Source organism: Nocardia sp. NBC_01377 (assembly GCF_045040005.1).
Classification (GTDB): Bacteria; Actinomycetota; Actinomycetes; order Mycobacteriales; family Mycobacteriaceae; genus Nocardia; species Nocardia noduli.
Map to the genome: position 1 here is coordinate 184,108 of NZ_CP109567.1, position 23,261 is coordinate 207,368.

Sequence of the window (23,261 nt, forward strand, 5' to 3'; positions counted from 1 at the left end):
AACCACCGCGACACCGACGCCGTTCGCCGCCGCGCCAACCGTCGGGAGGAATCCACCGACCTCCTCTGCGAAGGCACCGTCGAAGGAATCGAATTCGCATCGACCGCACGAAGAATCCACTGCCAGTTCGCATTTACGAATTAATATTCCAGCGCTGCAACAACATCCGATTCTGGCGTGCAGCCCACTCATCACGCCGCCGCACCCAAGGCTCCGATGTCCGGAGAACGCGCCAGCCACCGTCTGGGCGACCTGCGGCAATCTTGCCTGGCTGCATTCCCCCTGATTTACACCGTCACGATGCGAAGACACGCACCAGGCTGCCGCATCTACTGACGTACATCATGACGAATACCTACTGACAATTCCACGACGAATCGCAAGCACGGGTGGATGTCATCCCGGGACCGGTCGTGGGAGCCCTGGAGTTCGCTGGTGAGGAACTCCAAGCCCGATGTCGGCCGCCTCGAACTGCTCAGCCAGGGCCGCGACTTCGATTCCGAGGCCGAAGCGTCAGCTCATACGGGGACGGTGGTGACGTGGTCGAGGGTCGGTAAGGCGGTGAGCTGGCCGCTCTCCTATGACCACCGGTCCTGGGCCCGCCTCGATCTCTGTCTCTGGTCTGGGCTCTATCCAGCGGCTGGGGTTGTCGGCCAGTGATCCGGTGTGACATTCGCCGGTTTCATCGACACATCATTGTCCCAATCGAAGCGAGGCCGCGGGGATGTGAGCGGGAAGGAGTTCTCGAAAGTGGCTGGGCGTGAGCCGAAATCTACGTGCCGGAATGAGCCCCCGGCTGCGAAGGTGGCGCCTGTGAACAGCACACCGCCAGCGAAGGCGGCGCGCTCGAACCGGGCGGCCCCGGTGAACCTCACCCGGTCGAATCGGGCCGTGCCCTGAAATCGTGCGCCGTCGAACCATGCCTCACCGGTGAACCTCGCATCTCCGAACCAAGCGGGGCCTCCGAACACGGCCCCTCTGAAGTCCGCGCGTTCGAACTCGACTTCTCGGAAGTCGAATCCGTGTGTCGACCAGGAGTATTCAGCGTTCTCGCGAAGGTGGGTGGCGATGACTTGCACGACGGCGCGACGAACGTGTCTGTCGTTGTGCCTGTACTGAAGGTGTTCGGCTTCTTCGACCGTCGTCCCGGCGGGGGTCGTGTTGGTTCGTTTCATGACCAGTTGCGCGCGATGGTTGGCTCCGAACTCGGGTGAGTACGGCAGCCGCAGGTAGCCGCACAGCACATCGATGCACTGCTGCCGACGAAGCCCCCGGGACTCGTCGGCGGTGCCCGCCATGGCATAAACGCCTGCCATCCGGACCGCGGCGTCGCTGTCACCGAGTTGAGCCGCCGCCGCCCCGAACCGTTCGATGAAGCGGCTCACCTCGATGTCGCTTTGCCGTCGGTACGCCACGACCAGCGCGACGATCCCGCCCACACCGGCAGTGATCCCGAGCGCCAGTCTGGTGATGTCGATCGGATCGGCAGGCTTGCTGCTGGTCTGGATCACCGATGGCAACAACCACATTGCCATCAGCCCAACGCCCACACCGCCTACGACTGCGGCCACGATCGCGGCCAAGAGCGGAAGCCTTCGAAATCCCGCCACCTGGAATGCTTGCCGCGCGACGACCACCGCACGACTGCTCCGCGTTGGCGTGAAGTGCGGATCGAACTCGATCCGGAAAATGTCGTCGCCTTCGGTAGCCACGATGCACCATCCTGTGGCGATCTCGCAGCCCAACCACCCCGATTCGGCTGACTTCCACAGTCTATCGCGCCAACGATGCCGGCCAACGGAATCTCAAGGCGATGCACCTATTCCAGCCCAGCGAGCTCCACCTGCCGCAACAACCAGCACCAGCCCGCGCAGGGCCACCTGGGTCGGGTTCCATATAGCCAACTGACAAAGTGTCGTCGCCAGAGCCTGACAAACTCGTGTCGCCTCGCAGTCAGCGGCGGAAAACACACGCGCGCTACACCCTGTACCACCATGATATCCCCAGGTCGAGATTGCCGACGGAGGAACGCGCACGGCCCCCGTCCGGCAGGTCTAAGCTATCGTCGCCGGACGGAGCGGCCCGCCTGGGGGACGTCCGACGGTCCGCAGCTGTTCAGATCCGCTCGACGTGATCGATGATCTGGTTGCGGATCTGTTCGGGTCGGCTCAGCGCAGCCAACAGGTATAGGTAGGGAAGTAGTGCGAGGTCATCGGGTATTTCGCCGTCGTGGTGGGCCAGAAGGCGTTCGGTCACCTCTGCGCTGACAACGCTTTTCGGTCTCGTTCCTCGTCCGTATCCGTGGGTTGCGTGGCGATGAACGACCATCAGTTTGGCGACCGCGTCATCGAAGTTGTAGGTCCGCCGTGGCCCGTTGGGCATCTGGATCTCGACGCCACCGCCCTTGCGCTGGTGGGCGATGAAGAACCCTTTCCGGACGGCTTCGAGTGCGTCGAGGGCTCGCTGCGCGGCGGGGAGCAAGATCTGGGCGGCGTCGGCGGGCATAGCGTGTCGGACTTCGTCGAATCGGGCGCGGGCGTAGGACAGTTTGAACAGATCCTCGATACCGTTCTTCGGTGTGAGCAGACGATCGGCGAAGGAGCCCAGCAGGGTGAACGCGAGAATTCGCTGGGCGCTCATGTCGCGTACCGAGTTCTGCACAGACGTTGTCAATCTCAGCACTTGGTCGAAGGTGAGCATCCAATGCAGGTGCTCGTGCGGGGAATAGTGGCCGGTGGAGTCGATGTAGGTGGCAGGTCAGGTACCGGAAGAGCTGATCCAGTCGCTGGGTCCACCAGTCGATCGCTGCCTCGCTCGCGCCCGCGCCGATCACGGGCATGCTCAGGCCATTGCTGCGACCGCCTCGTTGCAGCAATTGCGATTGTTCGCTGATTCCGAGTCCCGGAGCCAAGCCGCTCACCGCGCGCCCGTATCCGAAGATGATCGTCGACATCACGCGTGGGCAGGGATTCGCCCATATGTGCGGCATCAGGCATCCCAACAATGGACCGAGAAACGACCCGGTCAGCATCAAGGTGTGTGCTTGCTTGGTGGCCGATCCGAACAACAGACCAGACTGCGGAGTCTGCGCCGTCCCGGTCCTCAGCTCGTCGATCACACGAGGATCCTGGGCGATTCGAATCAACACCGACGCCAACTTCACACGGAACAACAACTGCTGGGTGGCAGCGACGACGTGCACGCTGCGATTCGGGAACTGAACTTCGCGGCTGTTCGGGTCTCGATACCGTCCCAGCAGTTCGAACTGACGCTCGGTGAGTTGGCCTGCATACTCAAGATCAGCCTGGGTCAGTTCGATTTGAAAGTGACGAAGTTGTGTCAGCAGATCACTGTTTTGAGCTGCGGCTTCACGCATCGCGTGCATCGCCGAGTATGCCTCGCGTGACAGCTCATGCGGTTCGATCTCATCGATGTAGCTCGGCAGCATGTCGAAACGGGGATTGCGTCGCCGCGGACCCGCCAGCGTCCACGAGCGGACCAGATCAGGACGAAGTCCAGCACGGTGTTCCGATCGGACAGCCCACATGTTGGCACCGCGATGTTCGGCGACCAATCCACAGGCGGTGAAAAGACCGGAGATGTCGCCACCCCACAACTCGGATGGAAGTTCGACCTGAGCTGAACGCGTTGGCCCCTGCATTCCGGTAAGCCTATCCGCGTACGCCGACACCTTTCCGCGTCACTCCCACAACACCATTGGGGTCACCTCACACGGACCGGCAACTGTCGGGCGCCGATACCCACCATGCAGGGCAACGAGACCGGCCAGCGCGAGTTGCACCTGATGAACCCTCACGACGTAGAGGCTGTCAGCGACGTCGGCGGCGAGTGATGGGGCCTAAAAAATGTCAAGGTGCCGAACCATTTACAACCGAATCGCGCCTGTCCGCATGCGACAGAACGGTCGGCGTGTGCGGAGTGATCGCGGCACCGAGGATCACGTTGTGAGTGTCCACAAACTAGGTAACCGACGGCATCGCCGAGCGCCCGCCGAGGTCCACACGCACCGGTGCTTCCACGTGGTCGCCCGACCGATTAGTCAGTAGCCGCCGTGCATCGATCGGTGTGTGCGTATGGTTTGCCGGTGATCAATTCGGCTGTATGGGGATTGCGTGAGGTCGCGCGTGTCCTGCCGCGGTGGAAGTTCGTTTGTGCGGTCGGGTTCTTCTGCTTCGCGATGCTGGGCGCGGTCACCGTGGGATTCACCGAGATCGGTTTGCCGGGAACGCTCCTCTACATCGGGCTGGCACTGATTCCCGTGCTGTACCTGCTCGGCGTCGCCCGCAAACACCGCAGAACCACCGACCCGACCTGGTCCGGGTTCAATCCGATCCCCCTCGGAATCGTCGTGTCGATCACGCTCATCTTCGGTGGAGCACTGCTGGCCGAACACCTCGAACCCGGACGCGATCCCGATGCCGTCATGCCCGCGCTGGTCGGCATGGAACTGGCCCAAGCCAACGACATACTCCGCGACCTCGAACTCGACACCACCACCCACGACGACACCGGTGCCGACCGCCGCGTGTGGGTCGCAAGCAACTGGCAGGTCACCAGCCAGAACCCGGCCGCCGGAACACTGCTGGCAGAGCGTACCGACGTCGAACTCGGAGTGGTCAAGACCGGCGAGACACCACACACCGAAGACGCCCCCTCCCCTGCCCCGCCGCCCCCGAGCCAGACCACACCAGCGCTGCAAACCACCGCGCCGACGACTCCGCCGATTCCCGAAACCGTCCAGCCCCCACCCCACAACGCGTGCCTGATGATCGACCCGGGCGCGCTGCGGGCCGCACGCATGTCACCGAAACTCGAACAGCCCCTCAGCAGCCCCGCGACCCCGACCAGCGACGCGGTATATGCCTGTGGCAACGACCTCGGCGAAGTCGTCATCGAGATCACCGTCCACACCAACCCTCAAGACGCACGCGCCGACGCCGAATACGGGACACGACCGGAAATCCTCACCGGCCCCTACACGCCCTTCGCCCACGCAGCCCGCACCCCCCTCGATTCCGGCGCGAAAGTGATCGCCACCGACACCGGCGTCTCCCGCATCACCTGGGCACACGGCCCCTACTCGGTCGTGCTCGAAATCAACTCCGACCCCGTCATCGCCGGACTCACACCACGCCACCCACACGCCACCATCGACCAGCTCGTCGACCGCATCATCGACCAGACCGAGCGTGAATTCACCGAAGCCTGGTAACGAAAACCCTCGGCCATCTCGGATCTCCGGCCCCGGACGATCAGCACCGAATAGATACCCCCTTGGGGCGATCGTGCCCGGCGCCTCAGCGCGCGAAAAAATCTGTCCGACTGGGTGTTTCGTGTGATTGATGTCCGCTAACGCGCATTATCGGGCATCAACCTGAAGAGGAAGTCGGAAACTGGCTACCTAGATACATGACATGTCAAATTTCCAGGTCACCATTCATCAAGGGGCTCCGCCACGAGATCTCGGAGAAGTGAGGAGTCGACAATTCGCAGTGCGGCGAGCGGGATCTCCCAACTGGATTCCGCCCAGGCGATGGCCAGAAAGGATTTGCCCCTGTTCGGGTCGGTGGGCGCGATCACCGCGGCCACCCGGGCGAGCGCGCCGGCCCGCCGCCACGGGTCGGTGATGTTGTTGGCGATGGCCTCGGCGTGATCGGCGATGGTCTCGGCCCTGTTCGGGTCGGTGGGCACGATCACCGCGGCCACCCGGACCAGCACGTCAGCCCTCGTGCGGCGGCTGTTCGGCTCAGGCTGCGACCTCGAACAGGGTCAATTCGGGTGCGGTCGCGGCACGTCGCTCGGCCCGTTCCCTGATCGCGCAGGTCGGTCCGATTCCTTCGGTGACCGATCGCGGTGAGAGCAGCCACCCACCACAGCGGCGTCAGTGGGTGACCAGGCGCACGGTGGGACCGTCGTCGGCAGTGGTGGCCATCTTGTTCTCCTCCGGCCTGCGGGGCTCGCCCGCGATTCTGACAGCACCCACCGACACCACCGGAGATGTCACAGGGCCGACCAGCGGGCGCCACCCTCGATCAGGAATGCGTTGCGGGCGTGGGCCGGTCGAGAAAACTGGGGCGCCACGGTGAGGGCGGGGTGGCTATGCTCGGGGCGGGGATATGTCGTCGACGAGGGTGCGTCGACAGCGATCGGGGAGGGATGACGTGATGGCTGAGGTGCTGTCGTGTCCCGCGTGGTGTATTCGGCATATGTCGCTGGATCCGGGTAGATCCGGTCACGGTGTGCATCAAGGGCCGTCGATGTCGGTGCCGGTGGCCGGATCAACGGGCGCCGAGGACGGTGACCGGGTCGTGACGCGGGTCGTCGCTGTCGATGTCGACGGGTGCCGTGACACCGCGATCCATCTGGACAAGCCCGGGCGTGGTGCGGTCCGGTTGAACCGCTGGCAGGCCCGCGCCACCGCGGTCACCCTGCTCCACGCCACCGACCTGCACGACGCGACGTTCCCGTCCGGGATCGGCTGCCCGACATGGTGCGTCGAGGACCACACCTTCGATGACGGGATCCGGCATACCAACATGCCCCTGCTCGTGTACACCGAGGGCCCGCTCCCGCTGGAGTCCGCGGTTTCGGTGCAGGTCCTCGCGCTCGACGTCGCCGACACCCGGCGGGTGTTCCTGGATCTGGCGTTACCCGGATCCCATACCCCGCTCACGGTCGCCCAGGCGTGCAAACTCGCCGGCTGCCTCCTCGCGGCCGCCGACCTCTACACCGCCACCCGCTGACCACGAGCACGCTGCGGTCCCCGCAGCCTCCACATCGCGGCTTGAAGCACTGGTGATCGGTCCCGCACCTGCACTGTTCCGAAGGCGCTTCCGGTGGAAGCGTTGACCGCCGTTGCCGCGCGTAGGTGTTGGATGTGCTGGCTGCTGGGCCGCGAGTCGGGCGAGGGCATGGCTGCGGAAGGTGGCGAGTTCAGCGTTGCTACCACCGAGGGCTACACACACCAACCCCCACCTGCTGTGACACCTCCCCGCACACGCAACAGCAGGCGATGTCTTCCCAGACATGTCCCCGGGCGGCACCAGGTCGATGACGTGTATCCGCTGGTCGGTCTGTAGAATCATGACCGGCGAGTCGACGCCAGTCCGAGCTGATCACGATGCCCGCATCATCGTCAGCGCCGAGGACAAAGGTTCAGCTCTGATTCAGAGCGGAAGAATCCGACCCCAACGACTGCTGACCTTCAGCGCGTGGTGGATGCGGGACACACAGCGCAGGTAAGGGATCAGTGCGTCATGACTCGCAATCAGCGCCACCGCCGCAAGAATCGCCGTCGCGCCGCGGATGCTGGTGGATACGTCGAAGCCCGCGATCTCCGCATCGCCGAAAAGTCACGACGACAATCCTCGCCTACTTCTTCGCAGCGTCCCGCTGGGCCTGGTCGCGGGATCTGTGTGGCCGCGATCAGTCACCATGGAGGGACCGGGCGAAGCACGACGGTTCGCCATATCGGCGCGGCACTGGCCGCCGAGGGGCTGCGAGTCCTGCTGCTCGACATGGACGAACAGTCCAATCTCGGCTGGTTGTGCGGTGCGGCCCTACCCGTGCGCGAGAGCGCCGATCGCGGTGCCGACGACGTTCTGGACAACGACGCTGTGATGGTCCATCGCTTCGACAGGGCAGGGACACTATCGGTCCTCGCCGGTGCCGGTCGGCCCGGTTCGAGCCTGAACGTCGAATGGGCACGCGCACTTCTGGAATCGGCCCGCGAGCGCTTCGACGTCGTTGTTGTCGACACCGCTCCCCTGGCCGGCGGCCTCATCGTCGATCTCGTCGACGCCGTTTTCGGCTGTGCCAACTTCGATCCCACGCTGGTCGTCGACCACATCGACGCTACCTACTCTGAGCCCTACCGCAGCTACCGGCAGTCGCTAGAGAAACGGGGAGAGCTCCTCGAGTGGCTCGATCAAGGATTCGACAGGTGGGAACAGGATCGGAACTCCTCGGAGCCATACAGTGAGGCCGCGGCCGCGGCCCTGGTGATGACGGAGGTAGCAGCCCGCGGACGGCGAAGATTCGGTGCCGACTGGGATCCCGGTTCACGTCGCTGGCTCGACACCTTTCGCGACGTCGAGCCGGAGATAGTCGGAGTCCTCGATCATCGTGACCCGAACATCGACCTCATCGAAGCATTCGATGAAGCCGCCTTCGGTGACCTCGCCCACGGCCGACAGTCCGCGGACGATGACGTCGTGCGCCGCATCTCGCAGCTTCCGACAAATACGATCCTGACCAACATCGACAAGCGATATAGCGCCGCCGAATTCAGCGGCGGCGCTACAGCAGTCCACCACGTGGGCTTGGTCCTGACGCGGGTCGACGACGAGCTGTTCCCTGGCATCGAGACCGTACTGGCCGACATAGCCGTCGAGAACACGAAACTGCTGCCTCCAATGTGTGACATCGGCGCTCTCGCTGACCCACTCACCTGGAGACAGTGGATCACGACACACCCTAACGATCATCAGTGGACAGCCGACCGCGCTCTGGCAACGACGCTCTGGCATCGGATCGACCCGCATCGCCGCAGGGCGTAGCTCCGCGCTACGGACATCGGCGCACCTGCCGCACAGCAAGAACCCGTGTCGCTGACGGGCCTGCGTGCCTTTACGGCCTTGGCATGCCGACTCGCGACGCTAGTGCAGCGATGTGACCGAACAAAGCGCCGAACTCCCGACTGCGCGGTTCCGTATGCCAATGCCGTCCCGCGTGAGCAGTCCCGATTCGATCGCGGCCGAGATAGTCCAGGGTGGAGTCTGTCGGTGGCAGTCGTGCTGGTGAATCCCCCGTGCGCGGGAGCGGACTCACTGCCGGGGTCAATCCCGCGCGACGGTATCGGTCGCCGGGTCGCGGGCGTCGAAGACTTCGATGATCTCGACGTCGTCGGCGGTGACACAGAACACGCCATCCGGGTCCGCGGAGAGATCCAGTGCGGTCGCCGGGGCGGTGCCAAACCAGGCTTCCCGGATTTCGGCCACCCGGGCAGGCCGTATTGGATCAGCACATCCTGTCCCGGCGCCACGGTGGCACTCCCGTGGCGAGCCGATCGCAGCATCCGGATCCACCAGACACTAGGCGCTGAGTTCACTCGCCAATCGGCTTCCCGTCCTTTTCAGGACCCTAGTACATTTCCGGACAGGTGTGCGGAAGAGTGCTAATGCGGTTACAGCAAGCGCTGCCGGGGGATTCAGGCCGACAGTGCAGGCGGAAAGCCGATCCTCTCCCCTGGTAATGGGCGACGAAATCCGACGAGCGGGATGTGCCGATGACCTGAACGACCAACGGGGGCCGGTGTGGAACAAGCACGAGTTGTACACCAGGCACAGTTCTGCGATCTCCCCTGTGGTGCCGCCGCACCAAGGTCCCCCGGGTTTCGATGGCGCCGCGTCTCTCGCTGAAGAGAAACTCGGTTGCGGTCGGGATCTCAATCGCGTTCGGACCCTGGGCGCGCGGGTTCTCGCAGGGGCGAATGCGCTGTCCCAGGAGCACCGCGTACCCGTACCGTCGACGGGTCCCCTTGCCCCCCACAACGCCGGCCAAGCATTCTCGGCAGTCGAGGACAAGGGCATTGGAGGTCAGGCGTCGCACCGACCTCCAACGGCCGAGGCCGCAACCCGGCAACTATGACCTCGGGCACCCTTCGATCTGTGCATTGAAATCTGTCGCATCCGGCTCCGCGCGAACGGCGAACTTTCGGAACCCCGCTGTAGCGGGCCGCTCCACGGCCGCAGACAGGTTGCTTCTGGTCAAGGTGGACAGACTGTCGCTGGCTTCGCCGCTGTTGCCTGGGGGCGCGATAGGCCCTCGTGGCTGGGAGAACCAGTCGTGTCTGACAGTCGGCCAGCACTTCGGTTCTCCGAAGATTCGATGATCGTTGAGTTCGGACGAATCTGAGATTGCTCAGGTGCGATGATGACGAGCATTTGGGGCGCTTCAGGCACCAAATAGCCTGTCGGACAACCAGATCTGGAAATATCGACGAGACCGCCCACCTGGCCCGCTGACGGATCTGAACTCCACTCGCACCTCCTATGTATAGGTCCGAATCATCACGTGATGTAATTGGAATTCGCCTACCACGCTTGGGCGTGTCTACCCGCCGTCGACGCACGGAGACGACGGCGCGAATGCCTATTTTTGGGCGACACACCCGCGAGATTTCCACTCCCCCACCATGGCTCGGCCGGAGATTTCAGGTGCCAACAGGGAACAGAATTCAAGCGTGCGACCCAAGGTGCGGATCTCCGACTCTGAATCCGTCACCACAGGAAGTGAACCAAAAATGCCATTGAACTGGTCTTATAACATTCTAACAGTGACTCTAACAGTGACTCTAACAACTAGATTCGGAAGATGCCTTCCAACGAGATGCATCTCGCGAGATGTCTGCTCAACCGGCTAGTTTGCATGCGTTCGAGATGCGCCATCGCGACCGAGGTTAGATGTAAGAGATCTAACGGCGTGTCGTGCGTGCGATCCTCTGTCAACTCGGTAACATGCTCGTACTGTCCGTGTTTCGAAGGAAGGGAATAGCGGATGACAGAGGTCGAGACGGATGAACGCGCTGAAGTCATAGCGCAACTTCCGCCATCCGCGTGGATACGGGATGGAATCAACGATCCGAAAAACTCCGTAGCAATCCTGGGGAAAAAGGGTGGACCAGGAAAGACGAGCCTGACTCAATTGATCGCCGACGCGGGCGTCCGTCTCGGACTCAACATCCTCGCTCTCGACGGAGACCCTCAAGGAAACCTCTCTATCGCACTGGACAGTCAAGTAAAACTTGTTCCGACCGGCAAGATCGGACTCGGAGGAAAGCAAGTGATGGAGCCTGACCGCGACACTATGGTCGAGGTTCTCGAAGCAGATACCGATGGCGTCATAGATGAAGCGTTTCAATTGGTCCCCTGGACCTACAACGCAGCTGCAGAGTTCCAAAGGGGCGGCCCGCTCATCCCAGGAAGGCTCGGCACGTTAGCGATAGTGCCAACACACAATCCGATGGAAGACATCAGTCGAGGATGGAACTTCTCTGACCTGAATCGACTCGACAAGGCCCTCAACAATCCATCGAAACCTCAAGGCATCGCACCTAATCGGAGATGGGATCTTGTACTGGGCGACATGCTGCCCGGCGGTTCGGACTTGGCACGCGCCTTCCTCAAGGCAATGCGTCGATACATCGTGCTCACCACCGCAGAGCCTTTCGGCATGAACGCCATCGCGAACACTCTCACCTTCGCCCGCGATGTCCGCGACAACTGGGGCAATCCAGAGCTCGAGGACATCGGACTGGTCTTCACTTCCTATCGGCCGCAGAGCCGGGTCGCGAACGCTGAGATTGCCGACTTGCGAGCACAGCAGGACTCAGGCAACGAAGCGGTGAAGATCGAGGTATGGAAGCCGCGTGTGTCCAGCCGCACCGTCGTCCCCCTCGCACAAGGCTACCGAGTGCCCGTGTCGAGATTTCTGACCGAACGACAAGACCGCGGCGCTGCTGCCGAACTGTGCCAGGTCGGCGAAGCACTGCTACTGAAGACCTTGGACAAAATCGGGCATCCCGACGCGAAAGAACTTGAAGAGCGCTGGCTGAAAGCCTGGGGGACTGATCTGTCGCCCTGGGCGACAGGAGCTATCGCTGAGAAGGGAGATTTGTGATGGCTCTGCAACGTAAAGGCGTGCTCGAAGGCACTTTCGGCACTGGCGCCGAGACAGCAGTTGCCGACGCCGACGCTAAACCCACAGCGCCAAGCAAGGCAGCGCCGCGTCCCGCTGCCTCGGTTACCGAGATCACAACCCCGCCCGCCGAAACCGTCGAGACGGTGGAGGAGACACGTCCCGCCGTTCCGGACGTCAGCGCCGCCCTTGCGGCGCCGATCGTCAGTGCCAACCCCGCATCCCGGTCGGCTCCTTCAGAGTCGTCGGTGTCGGGCACATCGAAATCTCGTCGACGCGTCGTCACCTCCCGCGCCGAAGAACTCCAACGGCGCGAAGACGACCGGCTTCGGGCCGCCGTCGAGGAGGCCTACAAATCCGCGAAACGTCGCCCGGCAGACTGGGGAACAGCACCCGTTCGCATTTCGGCCGATGCCAAGCAGCGCCTCGTCTTACGCCGAGCCAAGGACGAAGAGACACTCGGAGTCAAGTTCGCTGAAACCCACTACATGGATGTGGCGATCAGCAGTGTGCCGGAAGATCCCGCCGAGGCAAACAGGTGGGTCGAGGATTATCTCGACACTCTCGGGCTGAAAGCGCCCGATACCGTCGGGACGACCGGCCGCCTCCGCAAGAAGACATCGGCCGATTTCGCCACCATCAGCCGAAATATCCGAACCAACTACGGATACGGAAATATCGGTCACCTCCAGACAGCGGCGCTGCTCCGGCTTCTCGACTCACTCGATCGGACAGACCGATGGAACGAGCCCGGCGTGGTCGACCTTGACGGGCAGTAGATCGATTCGAATTGGGCATGAGCCTGGATCTCAGCAGATCATCTTGCATCACGTGACAAAATGAACGCCCACCTTGGGCGATGGGCGGTGGCAGCCGCCACCGCCCATCACCTAGCCTCGACTGTGGCCCGCGGTCGCAGTCGAGGGCAAATGTCCCGACATAGCGCCGGTTACCTTTGTCCCGTCGCGCAGATGACCCTGAGTATTCCGAAGCTCGTTACCCGGATCCCCACCGCCCCGGGTCAATTCGCTCAGGCAGATCGGAAGCGAGTATTGGAAGCTTCCGTCATGGGTCGGCGCAAGCTCTATCCTCAGTTCTCCGATCGGAGCTGTGAGCGCTTCCGCGCACTGGTCGGGCTGATCAGCGCAGCTTCGACCCTTTGAGCGCTTGGAGGAGAAAGTGCTGCTCGGGAGCCCCGGAAATGCCTTCGTCGTCGCCCGACCACGTGCACAGATGGTGTTTGAGGACGAACAGGTCCTTCGGCAGCGCTGGCGGCGCCGCCAGGGCTGCGAGTGCGTGGGCGAGGCTGGGGCTATGTACCTTGAGCTGGTCGAGCGGCGCCGACTCTGGTTCCTTCTCGCCTGGCACGGTCGAGGGGAGCGGGAGCCGGCTGACCCGGCCGGTGAGCTTCGGCATCAGCTTTGATTTGGCGAAAGGTACGGCCACGGTGCCGCGGGCGTAGCCGATGAAGACCACTCGGGTGGAACCACTGCGGGCTAGGTCGTTGAGGTGTGCGGTGGTGTCGAGCCCTTCGAACAGCAGCAGGTCGGTGTAGGCGTCGGGGCCGGCCCGCAACGCCCCCGGTCGGCGTGTGGTCGGCGCGAGGGGGCCCCGATGCCCCGGATCCGGCTCGCCCCAAAGGGCGAGCGCGCCACTGCTGAACGCAGCCAAAGCGAATTGAGGCTTGACGAGCTTCTTCCCGCTCGACGGGTGGGCATCGCCTAAAGCGACGACGAGCCGGTGTACGTCAGCAAGCAACCCGGGAAGGGCGGCGGTGGCGGCTACATTGTGGGACTTGTTGGCCGGTACTGGGATCGCGAACACCGCGTGCTTGCCGCTGGCGACCAGGGCGGCCTCGAACCCGTTGGCGAGGACGAAATTGCCTGGCGTGAAGCGGTCCATCAGGCGAGGGGTCGGCGGGGTGTTTCCGCCGCCGTCTGGCGTGCCGCCGCCGAACATCACAGCGCCGTGCGCGACCAGTTTCGCGGTAGTGGCCAAGACCGAGAACTGCTCTGCGAGCGGCGGTGGTGTCCCGTGGTTCTGGCTGGGTCCCAGGAAGCAGAGAACGTCGGTCGCGTCTGCACCCCGGCACGCGTGGGGCGTTGCGACGATCCACAGCTGTGGCAGCACGTCGTCGGTGCGCGCAAAGATCCGCGTCGTCGAGGCGAGATGACCGCCGCCAGCGCGCGGCGCCATTCGGGCCATCTGCTGGCCGAAGACGGGTATCAGGCCCGTCACGTCCACGAGCGACGTCCCGACCGACCAGCTCTGTCCGCCACCGCGTAGCAGCGGGTGCAATCCGTCGATCGTGTTCCGGCTCGGCCCGGTGAGCACCGTGTAGCTCACCGCGTCGAAGAACGGTAGTTGTGCCGACGCGAGCGGTGATCGTTTGAACAGCTGTTCGATGCGCAGCACCTCGGCCGTGATCGTCCCGACGGTGGCCTTGAACGTGAGAGTGAGGCGAAGCGACGAGGCGACGTCGGAGACGTCCGCTTGGGCCCGCCCTGGCGAGACGGTCGTCGCAACAGGCACGTCGTCCTCGCGGCACTCGAAGCTGACGTTTTGGAGCAGTTGGTGGTCGGCGGGACGCCAGACGAGAGTGATGATCACGCGCTCTCCTCGACTTCCGTGTCGGGACCAACTGGTGCCCCCTGGAGCAACACGACCAGCGCCTCAGCTCGCGCCGACAGGTCTGTGCCAGCGTCGATGCCGGGCGCTGGGGGCCGGTCGAGGACCCCCGTCACATCCACCACTGACTCTGGATCGCCGCTGGCTAGCATGGCCGCGACGATCCGGTCGGGCGTGACCGTGAACCAGGGGACCGGATCAGGCGCAGACACTGAATGGGTGGCCAGCCGCAGCCATCCCGGGGTGACGGGTAGGGTCAGCTGCTCGCCGGGCACCGGCGGATGGTCGCTGATCTCGGCGTACCCGGCTGGGTCGCCGACGAACAGCTCTGCGAGGCCCTCCTCGGTGTCGCCGGGACGGACCGTGTAGGTGCCGATCGGCGTCCAACCGACGAGCGGCGGGAGATCGGGGAGTGCCATAGCGGGTGCCAGCGGGTCCACCAGGACCGTCGCCGCTCGGCCGCCAGTCGCCTGGAGCGCGAGGGTGACCGAGCCAGCCGTCTCGCTGATCGCGACGCCCTGGCCGTCCACGCGCAGTGTGCCGGTGAGCGGGGAGACTAGCTGTGCGGTCAGGTTCACCCGGGTCGCGACAACGATGTCGAGCACGTCGCCGGGCTGGACCATGACCGATGAGTTCGCAGCCGGTGTCAGCACAGGGGCGTCCGGGAACCCGGCCGGAGGCGGCCACGGGCGCCCCAACAGGTTCCCCACTGCGTTGAGCGCGGACCCGGTGTCGAGCTCGACCCGTCCGGGTGCGGTGAGGTGCACGCTCGCCCTCCCGGCGGCGTCGGTGGTAAGGAGCTTGATCGCCTCGGCAGTCGTGACCGAGAACGCTAGGCCGCCCGCGACCTCGCCGTACTCGGTGAAAAAGCGCAGGGTTGTCTGTTTGCCGAGCAGGCCCTCGCTCGCGGCCTGGATCTTGTCCAACTGCAGGACGGTAGCCGGCCCCACGTCGTCAATGACCTGCGTCGGCGCGACGCTCAGCGCGATCTCCTTGAAGCGGCGTACGGCAGCCGCGGTCTCGTCGCCGTACTTCTGATCCTCACCGTGCACCGGGAGCGCACCCGGGTCCCAGACCAGCAGCGCGTGCTGGATCTTGCCGACCGCGGAGCTGGGGGTGTTGCGGGTCCGAGAGATCCGGTCGGTGTTGGCAGCGATGGCCTCGAGGATCGGCTCACCCTTGAATGCCGCCGAAATCAGCGGCGAACCTGGGGTCGGCGGCGGTGAGGGATCCGGTGGGATCGGCGGCGCGGACAGCCCCTCGGGAAGCGGCGCGAAGCCATCCCAATGACCGGGCGTCAGGGACTGAGCGGACAGCACTTTGCCGTCAACGCCAACTGCGAACACCATGACCCCGCGCTCGGGCATGGTGATCGCCACGACACCACCGAGGGGACTGGCCTTCACGGGCGATGGGATCCTGCGCATCGGAGACCAGTCGCCGCCCGCGGCTGGCCGGTCCGAGACCTGCACCGCGCCGTCGGTGTCCACACCGAAGGCCAGGACCAAGTCGGAGTCCGTCGAGGTGAGGCGGGCCAGTGCAAGCGGTCCTTGGGCTGCTATCGCTGCTGCGGTGTCGATGACCACCGGGGTGGAAAACGCTGTTGGGCCACCACCCTGCGAGGGGTCGACCTGGACCGCGTGCAGCCAGCCTTGGACACCGACCGCCGCGACGAGGACCTGTCCGTCGACGGATAGCGCTGCCAGCCGGGCACCCGGAACGAAAGAGGTGAGAGTGGGCTCGACGACCGGTGGTTGCCAGGGATCCTCGAAGGGCGCATCGCCGTGGCACCACACGAGGGTGCCGTGGTCGGCGACCGCGAAGGCCTCGACGTGGCCGGCGGCGACGCTCACCGCGACCGGCCCGGTGGTCATGCGAAAAAGAGCCGGGCCGCCGATGGTGAATGAACTGCCTGGGTAGGCCGGGCCTGCTGGGAGGGCCATAGCCAGCCGGGCTTTTGCGTCGATCCCGACCAGCACTAAGTCGGTGGCACCGGCGTCGACGGCCGCCACTGTGGTGCCGGGAGCGAAATCGCGGGATGCGGGGATGAGTGTGAACGGTTCCTCGCCCAGATTCGAGTCCCACCACGCCCGGTGAAGGCCACCGGGCCCGCTCGCGAGGGCTTGGTGCAGGAGCCGACCCGGCGTGGCCGTGGACACCGCGGTGGGTTGGGCGGGCAACAGGTAGCCGCGGTCGATGACCCGCAGAGGTGAGCCCCAGCCAGTGAACGATGTGTAGTGCCGACGCACGACGTGGTCCTCGTCGTCGAGGTAGACCAGAAGTGCCGCGTTGGCAGCGACTGGCACTGCCGCCACAGGCAATGCCCGTGCCCAACCTCGGGCGCGGGCGATCTTGCGCAGGTCCGGCATCGACGACCCGATTCCGGTGAACCCGGGCGCGAGCGGCGTGCCGAGGCGGTGGTCGCGAAGTAGGTTGCGGACCTCGTTTGGGTGCAGTGGTCCTTGGCCTGCGGCCAAGGCCATCCCCTGCATGGAGGCGACGACGCCGGCTACGACCGCCGACGCAGCCGAAGTCCCATCAAATTCCTGAAAGTCAGACGATCCGGGGGTGGTGGGCGCTGGGATGCCTGCCCCGTGTGCGAAGCAGTCCACTCGCGAACCACGTGTTGTGGAGTCATGCGGGCGCCACGCGGCCGGGATCACTGTCGGGGTGCCCGCACCGACGACGATCGCCCCGGAGTCCTTTTTTGTCGGCAGGGTGAGGTCGAGCGGGCTGAAGCCCCAGCCGGGCAGTGGCGTCAACTTTGGGGGGTGGTCGAGATCGATGCTGCCGTTGCCGGCTGGTTCGATGATGGTGACGCCGAGTTGGGTGGCCTTGCTGATCGCTTCGTGGACCGCCCTTTCGACCTCCACCAGTACGTGAGGTCCGTTTTCTGGAGGAGGTTTGATGGGGTCTGCCTGCTCGATGAGGACGACGCCGCCCGCCCCGACCGCCTTCGTTGCCACCATGACTGCAACTGCGAGGTTGTTGACCCCGTCCGCCCGTATCGGAGTGACCAGCAGAAGTTCGGCATCTGGACAGATCCCGACGATGCCGACACCGTTGTCGGCGCCAACCAGGACGCCGGCCACGCAGGTGCCGTGGGTACCCGGGCTGGCTTCGCTGAACACCGAGTACTTGGTGATCTTGGCCGTCAGCAGGTCCTCGTGACCAAGAAACCAGCCGCGTTCGACGTCGGCTACCGTGACTCCGAGACCGGTGCCGCCGTCGACTCGCCACGCGTGGAGGGTGTCGACGCCGAACGGTGAGCCGTATATTGCGGGGCTACCGACCGCTTTCGGGTTTGTCCCCCACGAGACGACGCCGTCGCGCGACGCTGGTACGGACACCGGTCGCGGCTCGACCCAGTCGACCAGCCGCAGCTGCTGCAACACCGGCAGGAGTTCCTCGATCAGGTCGTCGGGGCATTCGATGGTGAGCCAGCGGAGTAGGTCTGGCGGCTCGGAACCTGACATCCGGGCGGCGTCGGCGAGGTCGGTGATCGCTTCGGCCGAGAGCCCGCCCGGCCCTGCGAAGAGTGAGTTAAGGGTGGCGGTAGGGTGTTGCGCCTGCACGGCTGCCCATCCGGCGGCGAAGTCGGTGCTGAGTGCGCAGAGCTCGGTTTCGACGGCGTCGACCGTCGTCGGCCGGGGGATGCCGTCGACGAGGTGCAGGTTGATCCAGGTCATGGCCGTTCCTCCTGCAGCGGCGCCTCGGCCATCACGTCCCAGCGCAGGTGCGAGGTGGGTGGCCCGGCGACGGGTACGACGCTGCGCTCGACCCACAGGACCGGCCGACCGAGGGTGTCCCGGGCGAGCATCGCGCGGCGGCGCAGCCTGATCCCGGAACTGGGCACTGCTGTCGCGGACATGGTGTGGCCGCGGCCCGCACCATGTCCGGAGGGTCCGCCGATCATTCGGGAGACCGGCCCGGGGCGAGGTCGGGGGACCGGGCCGGTCAGGTCTGCCAGCACCGCTTGGCGCCAGTCCGGGTGGCGCACGTATGGGTGCCAGTGCTGGGGAAGGGTTGTCATCGGCAGGTAGTGGAACTCTCGGGTGCCGGTCCGGGTGGTTTCGGCGACGGCTTGGTCGGTCGCGACATCGGGGAGGAACTCGAGGCCGTCGGCCCGCAGTTCGGCTGCCCAGGTCAGGTTGGCGTCTTCGTCGATGCCGATCACGATGTCGTCGAGTAGGGGACCGGCCTGCGGTGCCACGGCCACTGGCCAGACCACGAGGTCGGTCGGCGCCAGACCTGGTATGGCGTACAGCGACCAGGTTTCGGGGGGTGGTTCCAGGTTGTAGGGCTCCCCGAAGGAATCCGTGACCGTCACCGTCGCCCCAAGGCGTGCGAGCACCCCTGATGAGGGTTTGCTCAGGTCCGGGTCGAGCGGCACCGGGAAGACGAACCAGTCCTCGGCGTGGGCGACCGCCAGGTCGCAGAGCAGCATCGTGGCGAGGTGGGACCGGTCGGGGGCGAATCCGCCCACGTCGACCTTCGCGTCCTCGATTTGCCACCAGCGCGGGTGTGGCGCTCCGGGGAAGGTGAGCCGGGTCGGAACCACCGGTCGCACTGTCGGCTCGGGAGCGTCGACCTCGAGCCGGACCGGTGGGTGGGGGTCGACGTCCACACTGAACCAGTCGACGTCCCCGCCGCGGTGCCCCTCGACGCGGAGCGCGGCGTTGCCAGCTGCGAACGCAGCTGAATGAGTGAGCGCGGAGGTGGAGAACCGGTCTGTCGGCGGTGAGGGCACCTCCGCCCATACCGGGTTGCCCGCGAGGAGGCCGCTGAGGAAGACGGCGCGTCCATCGACGGCATCCGCGAGTCGGTCGTACGGCACGGGGAGCTCGCCGAACCGATACCGGTCAACGTCGGCCGGGTCGAGGGAGGCGGTGACGGCGCGGCCGATCCGGACGCGCCGTCCGATCGTCCACCAGTCGCCCGGCTCGGCCTCGATGAGTGCTTCACCTGGGATGACAGTCGGGTCGAGGTGGGGGCGGTCGGGGTCGTAGCGCAGCGGGTGATGCTGTGGGGCAAGCCGGACCACCGCGGGGGAGGCGGCGTCCTCACCTTGAAACTCGCCGAGCTCCCACTGCCTGGCCAGGAACCACACGGGGTCGGCGACCTCGGCGCGCAGCCCTATCGCAGAATCGGTCCGCCCCGGCTCGAGCCAGCCCCGCCGCATCATCGTCATCAGGACCACCCCGTCAGGAAGTTGACCGGCGTCTGCAGCTGGACGAGTGGCGACGGCGTCGCCCAGGGCAGCCCGTTGCGGTCGGTAGGGCGGGCTGCGCGGGCCAATGCCAGCTCGCGAGCTTCGACTACGACGCCGACGAGAGCGTCTGCGTCGTCGCTGAGCGGCACATCGACGGCCGGCGGGACCGCCAGCAGGACGGCCTGCGGGGCGCGGGTCTTCGGCGCATTGAACCCGAATGCAGCTTGGGTGACATGGTGGTTCGACGGCACCGAGTCGGCCCAGGAATCGAGCACCGCCACCGCGACCGTGACGTCGCCACTCACCAGCCCTGGCCCGTACGCCACCTGGACCGCGCCATCCGGCGACCACGGGTTGCCGCCCGGTGCCTCAACGGAGGCCGGCCACGGGTGGGCCGCGGTCAGCTGGTGTGCCTCGAGCTGCGCGATGCGGGGGCGGACGGCAGCCACCACTTCCAGCCACTCAACGGCTCCGTCCGGGTCGGGCATCCAGCCGGGCAGCAGATTCCGGTCGACCACCGGCAGGACCGGCAAGTCGGGCCGTGCGACCAGTTCGCGGATCGCGACTTGCAGGCCTGCGGCTGTCCCGGGCGCACCGCCCGCGATCGACTGAGTTCGCTGCGTGAGGACCTCCGCTGCTTGTCGGGCCCGGTCCTCGTGCGTCCACTCCTGTTGCTCGCGGTGCAGGCTGAGCCGCCACTGTTGGTCGAGCTGCACCAATTCCTCGCGGGTGACCGGGTTGGCTTCATCCGCCACGAGGGCGAGGTCGGCCTCGGCGAGGTCGGCAACGGTGCGCCAGCGCTTGGCGAGGTCGGTGGTCATCGCATGGATGAGGGCGGACATCGTCGCGGCGTCTTCTTCGTCGCTGTCTGGTGTGGCCGGCGCCTCGGCGGCGCCGAGCAACGCCGCAGCGCGGGCCACATCGGGGTGGCCAGTGTCGTCCAGCGCGCCAGCTGGTACGAGCGCGGCGAAGGCCGGGTCGGCGACAGCGACGGGGTCGGCTCCCGCCCCCTGTCCCGGCGGCAGCACCACCCAGCACGAGACGGGCACGGTCGTGGCCTCGCGCGGGGTGCGGATGCCCCACAGCGCGGGCGCGGCGCTCAGACCCGCCGCAGCCTCCATCGCAGCGCTGCCTGCCTCGGGGCTGCGCGTCATCAGGCTGTGCACGCCGTCGACCAGCAGCAGGTCGGCGTAGGTGTCGAGGACGTCGTCCAGCGGTGCGACCTTCTCGGCGAAGTCGGCGGGTACCCCTGCGGGCAAGGTCATTGCGCGAGCTGCCTCAAGCACGGCGAGTCCGTCGCAGACTCTGCGCGTGGGGTCGTTGGGCACTGTGGCCCCGCCCGCAACGAGGTCGTCGGGGGTCGTGGGGAACGCTTTGCGTAGCAGACGCACAACGTCGGGGTCACCCGCGATCGCCTCGACTTGAAGCCCGAGGGCCTCGAACGGGTGGACGCCGAGGCGGACACGCTCGCTCAGCTCGATCGCGTCTCGCACCCGTGCGGAGGTGAGGTTGATGTCCCAGCGGCCCTCGTCACTGGTGCGCAGCGCCGCGTCCCGGAGCACCGCCGCCACCTGTGCCTGGGCGTACGACGGGGCGTGCAGCAATCCGGCCGCCGTCGGCCCCGGTGCGAGCGTCTGAGGTTCACCCGGCCGCCACGGGTGCGGGTGGTCGACCCAACCGTAGGCGCCGAGCAAGAACGGAGCCCCGAACTCCGCGAGGCGCTCAACCCGGCGCGCCGCTACCCCGGTCAGCCACGGGTCGACGCGGAACGAGGCGGTGTCCAGAGTTGCCTTCACGGCGCGAAGCACCCGATCGCGGTCCTGCTCGAAGAGCTCCACGAGCCGGTGCAGCGCTTTGCGGGTGTGCTCGAACGCGTTGGCGAGCAGCTCCCCCTCCGGGCTCGTCGCGCTCACTGCCTGAACGTCGGTCTCTGTCCCGCGCATTACCGCGAACCGGAAGTCATCGTCGAGCGGGATCCGCCGTGCCGGGTCGATGGCCATGGTGGCTTCGGTGTCGAGCACCGCACGGCCGATCGTCGCCCGGGCGGCGATCATCGACTCCCGGACCAGATGGCCGAGCAGGCCTAGCTGCCGTCGGTCGTTGAGGTAGAGCGACTCCGGTTCCTCCCAGAGCATCTCGTGGAGCACTGCCGGATCGTCACAGGCGTCGCGGGGCGGGCCGGGGACGTGGCGCCGAGTACCCGCCGCCGCGACCGCGCCGACGGGGTGGGGCGTTCCGTGCCAGGCCGACGCTGCGGCCCTGTCGTAGTCGGTGATGAAGCTGACCGGCAACCAGTTCTGGAGCTGGATGGCCTGGAGCTGGGAGAGATCGAGGACGGGGCGCACGCGCCAGTGGGCCGAGGGTGCGTGCCGTCCGTAGAGCGCGAGCAGCTCGTCGGCGCTGGCGCCGATGGCCGGTGCCGCTCCGGGGTGCGGGTCGATGCCAGGTGCGGCCTCTACGCGCGGCACCGGGGTCGAGGCGGCAGCAGCGGCAGCAGCGCCCTTCCGCCAGCGCGTGGCCCAGGTGAGGACCGCGCCCTCGAGCCTGGTGTCGGTGGGGTCATCGGCCGGATCGTGGACCCATCGCTCGAAGGCGGTGGTGGGGAGTACGCCGTAGGGCTGCTCGCCGATCCGGATCGGTGGGAGCGGGCCCTGCACTGCCAGCCGGGCCGCCGCCCAGCGGGCAAGTGCCGGCTCGACGCCGAGCGAGCCGATCACATCGCGCAGCGTCCGGCCCCACAGCACGGGCCACAGGCCTTCCACGGCCCGCTGGCCCGCCTCTGTGTTCAGTTCGTCGCCGCCGGGGACAGGCAGCCAGTCGGCCAGCTCGGCGTGGGGCACTCCGAATGCCCGCAGCAGTGCGGTGCTGCCCTGCTGGCTCGCTGCGGTGGCGTCGAGGAGACTCAGCCAGGTCTCGGGGTCCTCCCCGAAGGGGGTGGTCGCCGTGCCGTTGATCGTGTTGGTCGGGGTGCCCCAGTCGAGGACCCCCAGTCGGCCTGAGGCTGCATGGGCTGCGAGAAGGTCGCCAGCATCGGTGCTGCCGGTGCCGACGACCACGAGCGTGTCGATTGTGTCGGCTTCCGTGGCGGTGAGCGCGAACTCGGCGGCCAAACCGACGTCCGTCGCGCGCCTGTAGTCGAGCCACCACACCGGATTGTCGTAGATCGCAGTGGTGAGCGCATCGATCTCGAGGTCCATGCGGATCTGCGCGTGGTCGGGCGTCATCGTGGCGGCCCACCGGCGCTGCCCGTCGGTGAACAGCAACCAGACCTCAAGGGCGTCGGGCAGCCCGACCGGTTTCGAGGTCAGGAACTCGCGATCGCCTTGGAGGCCCGTGTCGACGGCCCGCTGCGCGCCGGTGGGGGCAGGTTCGGGGACGGTTGCGATGCGCCACAGCCACCAGGCCCGGCGGGCGCCGAGCGCGCTCGCCGCGGCGCGGTATGCCGTCCGAGCCGCGGCGAGCTGGTCGACGATGTCGGCGGTCGAGTTGAGGGCGTCGCGCAGGACCGACAGTTCCGGCTCCGTCGGCCGTGGTTGCGGCCGACCCAGCGAGAAATCGTCGGGGTAGACGCGCAGTTTCAGCGTCCACCCGCCCGCCTCGTCGGGCAGGAAGCGTGTCTCGAGCCGCAGGGGCGCGAGCACCTCGACGCGGGTCACGTAGCCTCCCGGTTCGTCGCACGAGACAGCATCGCTTCAACTCCACG

14 protein-coding genes and 1 pseudogene are annotated in these 23,261 nt (G+C 66.1%); 6 read left to right on the plus strand and 9 right to left on the minus strand.

The window, feature by feature from the left end; translation table 11 throughout:
- Positions 1-629 precede the first annotated feature (629 nt).
- Positions 630-1,745 carry a pentapeptide repeat-containing protein gene (locus OG225_RS41255; protein ID WP_405183660.1) on the minus strand — a complete coding sequence of 372 codons (1,116 nt, stop codon included), beginning with the start codon at positions 1,743-1,745 and terminating at the stop codon, positions 630-632.
- 370 nt (positions 1,746-2,115) lie between these two features.
- Positions 2,116-2,640 carry a hypothetical protein gene (locus tag OG225_RS41260; protein ID WP_405183661.1) on the minus strand — a complete coding sequence of 175 codons (525 nt, stop codon included), beginning with the start codon at positions 2,638-2,640 and terminating at the stop codon, positions 2,116-2,118.
- A 109-nt stretch (positions 2,641-2,749) separates the two neighbouring features.
- Here OG225_RS41260 and OG225_RS41265 point away from each other — a divergent pair, with 109 nt between their 5' ends.
- A complete protein-coding gene (locus tag OG225_RS41265) occupies positions 2,750-3,406 on the plus strand; it encodes a hypothetical protein (RefSeq protein ID WP_405183662.1) in 657 nt (218 codons plus the stop codon).
- Between the two features lie 699 nt (positions 3,407-4,105).
- On the plus strand, positions 4,106-5,233 hold the full coding sequence (locus OG225_RS41270; protein ID WP_331758634.1) for a PASTA domain-containing protein: 1,128 nt from the start codon (positions 4,106-4,108) through the stop codon (positions 5,231-5,233).
- Positions 5,234-5,451: 218 nt separating this feature from the next.
- Here OG225_RS41270 and OG225_RS41275 read toward each other — a convergent pair whose 3' ends face one another.
- Entirely contained in the window at positions 5,452-5,739 is a 288-nt protein-coding gene (locus tag OG225_RS41275) for a hypothetical protein (RefSeq protein ID WP_331758637.1), read from the minus strand.
- Positions 5,740-5,767: 28 nt separating this feature from the next.
- A pseudogene (locus OG225_RS41280) lies at positions 5,768-5,896 on the minus strand (hypothetical protein); the annotation flags it as partial.
- 289 nt (positions 5,897-6,185) lie between these two features.
- Here OG225_RS41280 and OG225_RS41285 point away from each other — a divergent pair.
- Together OG225_RS41285 and OG225_RS41290 are read left to right on the plus strand one after the other, a co-directional pair.
- The gene (locus OG225_RS41285; RefSeq protein WP_405183663.1) at positions 6,186-6,764 is read left to right on the plus strand and encodes a hypothetical protein; all 579 of its coding nucleotides are present in this window, start codon (positions 6,186-6,188) and stop codon (positions 6,762-6,764) included.
- Positions 6,765-7,277: 513 nt separating this feature from the next.
- Entirely contained in the window at positions 7,278-8,579 is a 1,302-nt protein-coding gene (locus tag OG225_RS41290; protein ID WP_331758641.1) for a ParA family protein, read from the plus strand.
- A 279-nt stretch (positions 8,580-8,858) separates the two neighbouring features.
- Here OG225_RS41290 and OG225_RS41295 read toward each other — a convergent pair whose 3' ends face one another.
- Positions 8,859-9,020 carry a hypothetical protein gene (locus tag OG225_RS41295; RefSeq protein WP_331758644.1) on the minus strand — a complete coding sequence of 54 codons (162 nt, stop codon included), beginning with the start codon at positions 9,018-9,020 and terminating at the stop codon, positions 8,859-8,861.
- A gap of 1,558 nt (positions 9,021-10,578) precedes the next feature.
- Here OG225_RS41295 and OG225_RS41300 point away from each other — a divergent pair.
- Both OG225_RS41300 and OG225_RS41305 read left to right on the plus strand, forming a co-directional pair.
- Positions 10,579-11,700 (plus strand): ParA family protein, encoded by a 1,122-nt coding sequence (locus tag OG225_RS41300; RefSeq protein WP_331758646.1) that lies wholly within the window; start codon positions 10,579-10,581, stop codon positions 11,698-11,700.
- Positions 11,700-12,497, plus strand: a complete 798-nt coding sequence (locus tag OG225_RS41305; protein WP_331758648.1) for a hypothetical protein — start codon at positions 11,700-11,702, stop codon at positions 12,495-12,497. The genes OG225_RS41300 and OG225_RS41305 overlap by 1 nt, the downstream gene beginning before the upstream one ends.
- A gap of 361 nt (positions 12,498-12,858) precedes the next feature.
- Here OG225_RS41305 and OG225_RS41310 read toward each other — a convergent pair whose 3' ends face one another.
- Genes OG225_RS41310 through OG225_RS41325 form a run of 4 tightly spaced genes read right to left on the minus strand, consistent with a single transcriptional unit; the run spans position 12,859 to position 23,214 of the window.
- A complete protein-coding gene (locus tag OG225_RS41310) occupies positions 12,859-14,328 on the minus strand; it encodes a hypothetical protein (protein ID WP_331758651.1) in 1,470 nt (489 codons plus the stop codon).
- Positions 14,325-18,035 (minus strand): S8 family serine peptidase, encoded by a 3,711-nt coding sequence (locus OG225_RS41315; protein WP_331758653.1) that lies wholly within the window; start codon positions 18,033-18,035, stop codon positions 14,325-14,327. The genes OG225_RS41310 and OG225_RS41315 overlap by 4 nt, the downstream gene beginning before the upstream one ends.
- Entirely contained in the window at positions 18,032-19,537 is a 1,506-nt protein-coding gene (locus OG225_RS41320; protein ID WP_331758656.1) for a hypothetical protein, read from the minus strand. Before OG225_RS41320 ends, OG225_RS41315 begins: the two co-directional genes overlap by 4 nt.
- On the minus strand, positions 19,537-23,214 hold the full coding sequence (locus OG225_RS41325) for a hypothetical protein (protein WP_331758658.1): 3,678 nt from the start codon (positions 23,212-23,214) through the stop codon (positions 19,537-19,539). The genes OG225_RS41320 and OG225_RS41325 overlap by 1 nt, the downstream gene beginning before the upstream one ends.
- Positions 23,215-23,261 lie beyond the last annotated feature (47 nt).

Coding starts and splice junctions, on each gene's coding strand:
- OG225_RS41285 (WP_405183663.1), top strand. CDS start 6,186: ATGGCTGAGGTGCTGTCGTGTCCCGCGTGGTGTATTCGGCATATGTCG.
- OG225_RS41290 (WP_331758641.1), top strand. CDS start 7,278: ATGACTCGCAATCAGCGCCACCGCCGCAAGAATCGCCGTCGCGCCGCG.
- OG225_RS41260 (WP_405183661.1), bottom strand. CDS start 2,640: ATGAGCGCCCAGCGAATTCTCGCGTTCACCCTGCTGGGCTCCTTCGCC.
- OG225_RS41300 (WP_331758646.1), top strand. CDS start 10,579: ATGACAGAGGTCGAGACGGATGAACGCGCTGAAGTCATAGCGCAACTT.
- OG225_RS41315 (WP_331758653.1), bottom strand. CDS start 18,035: ATGACCTGGATCAACCTGCACCTCGTCGACGGCATCCCCCGGCCGACG.
- OG225_RS41320 (WP_331758656.1), bottom strand. CDS start 19,537: ATGACGATGATGCGGCGGGGCTGGCTCGAGCCGGGGCGGACCGATTCT.
- OG225_RS41305 (WP_331758648.1), top strand. CDS start 11,700: ATGGCTCTGCAACGTAAAGGCGTGCTCGAAGGCACTTTCGGCACTGGC.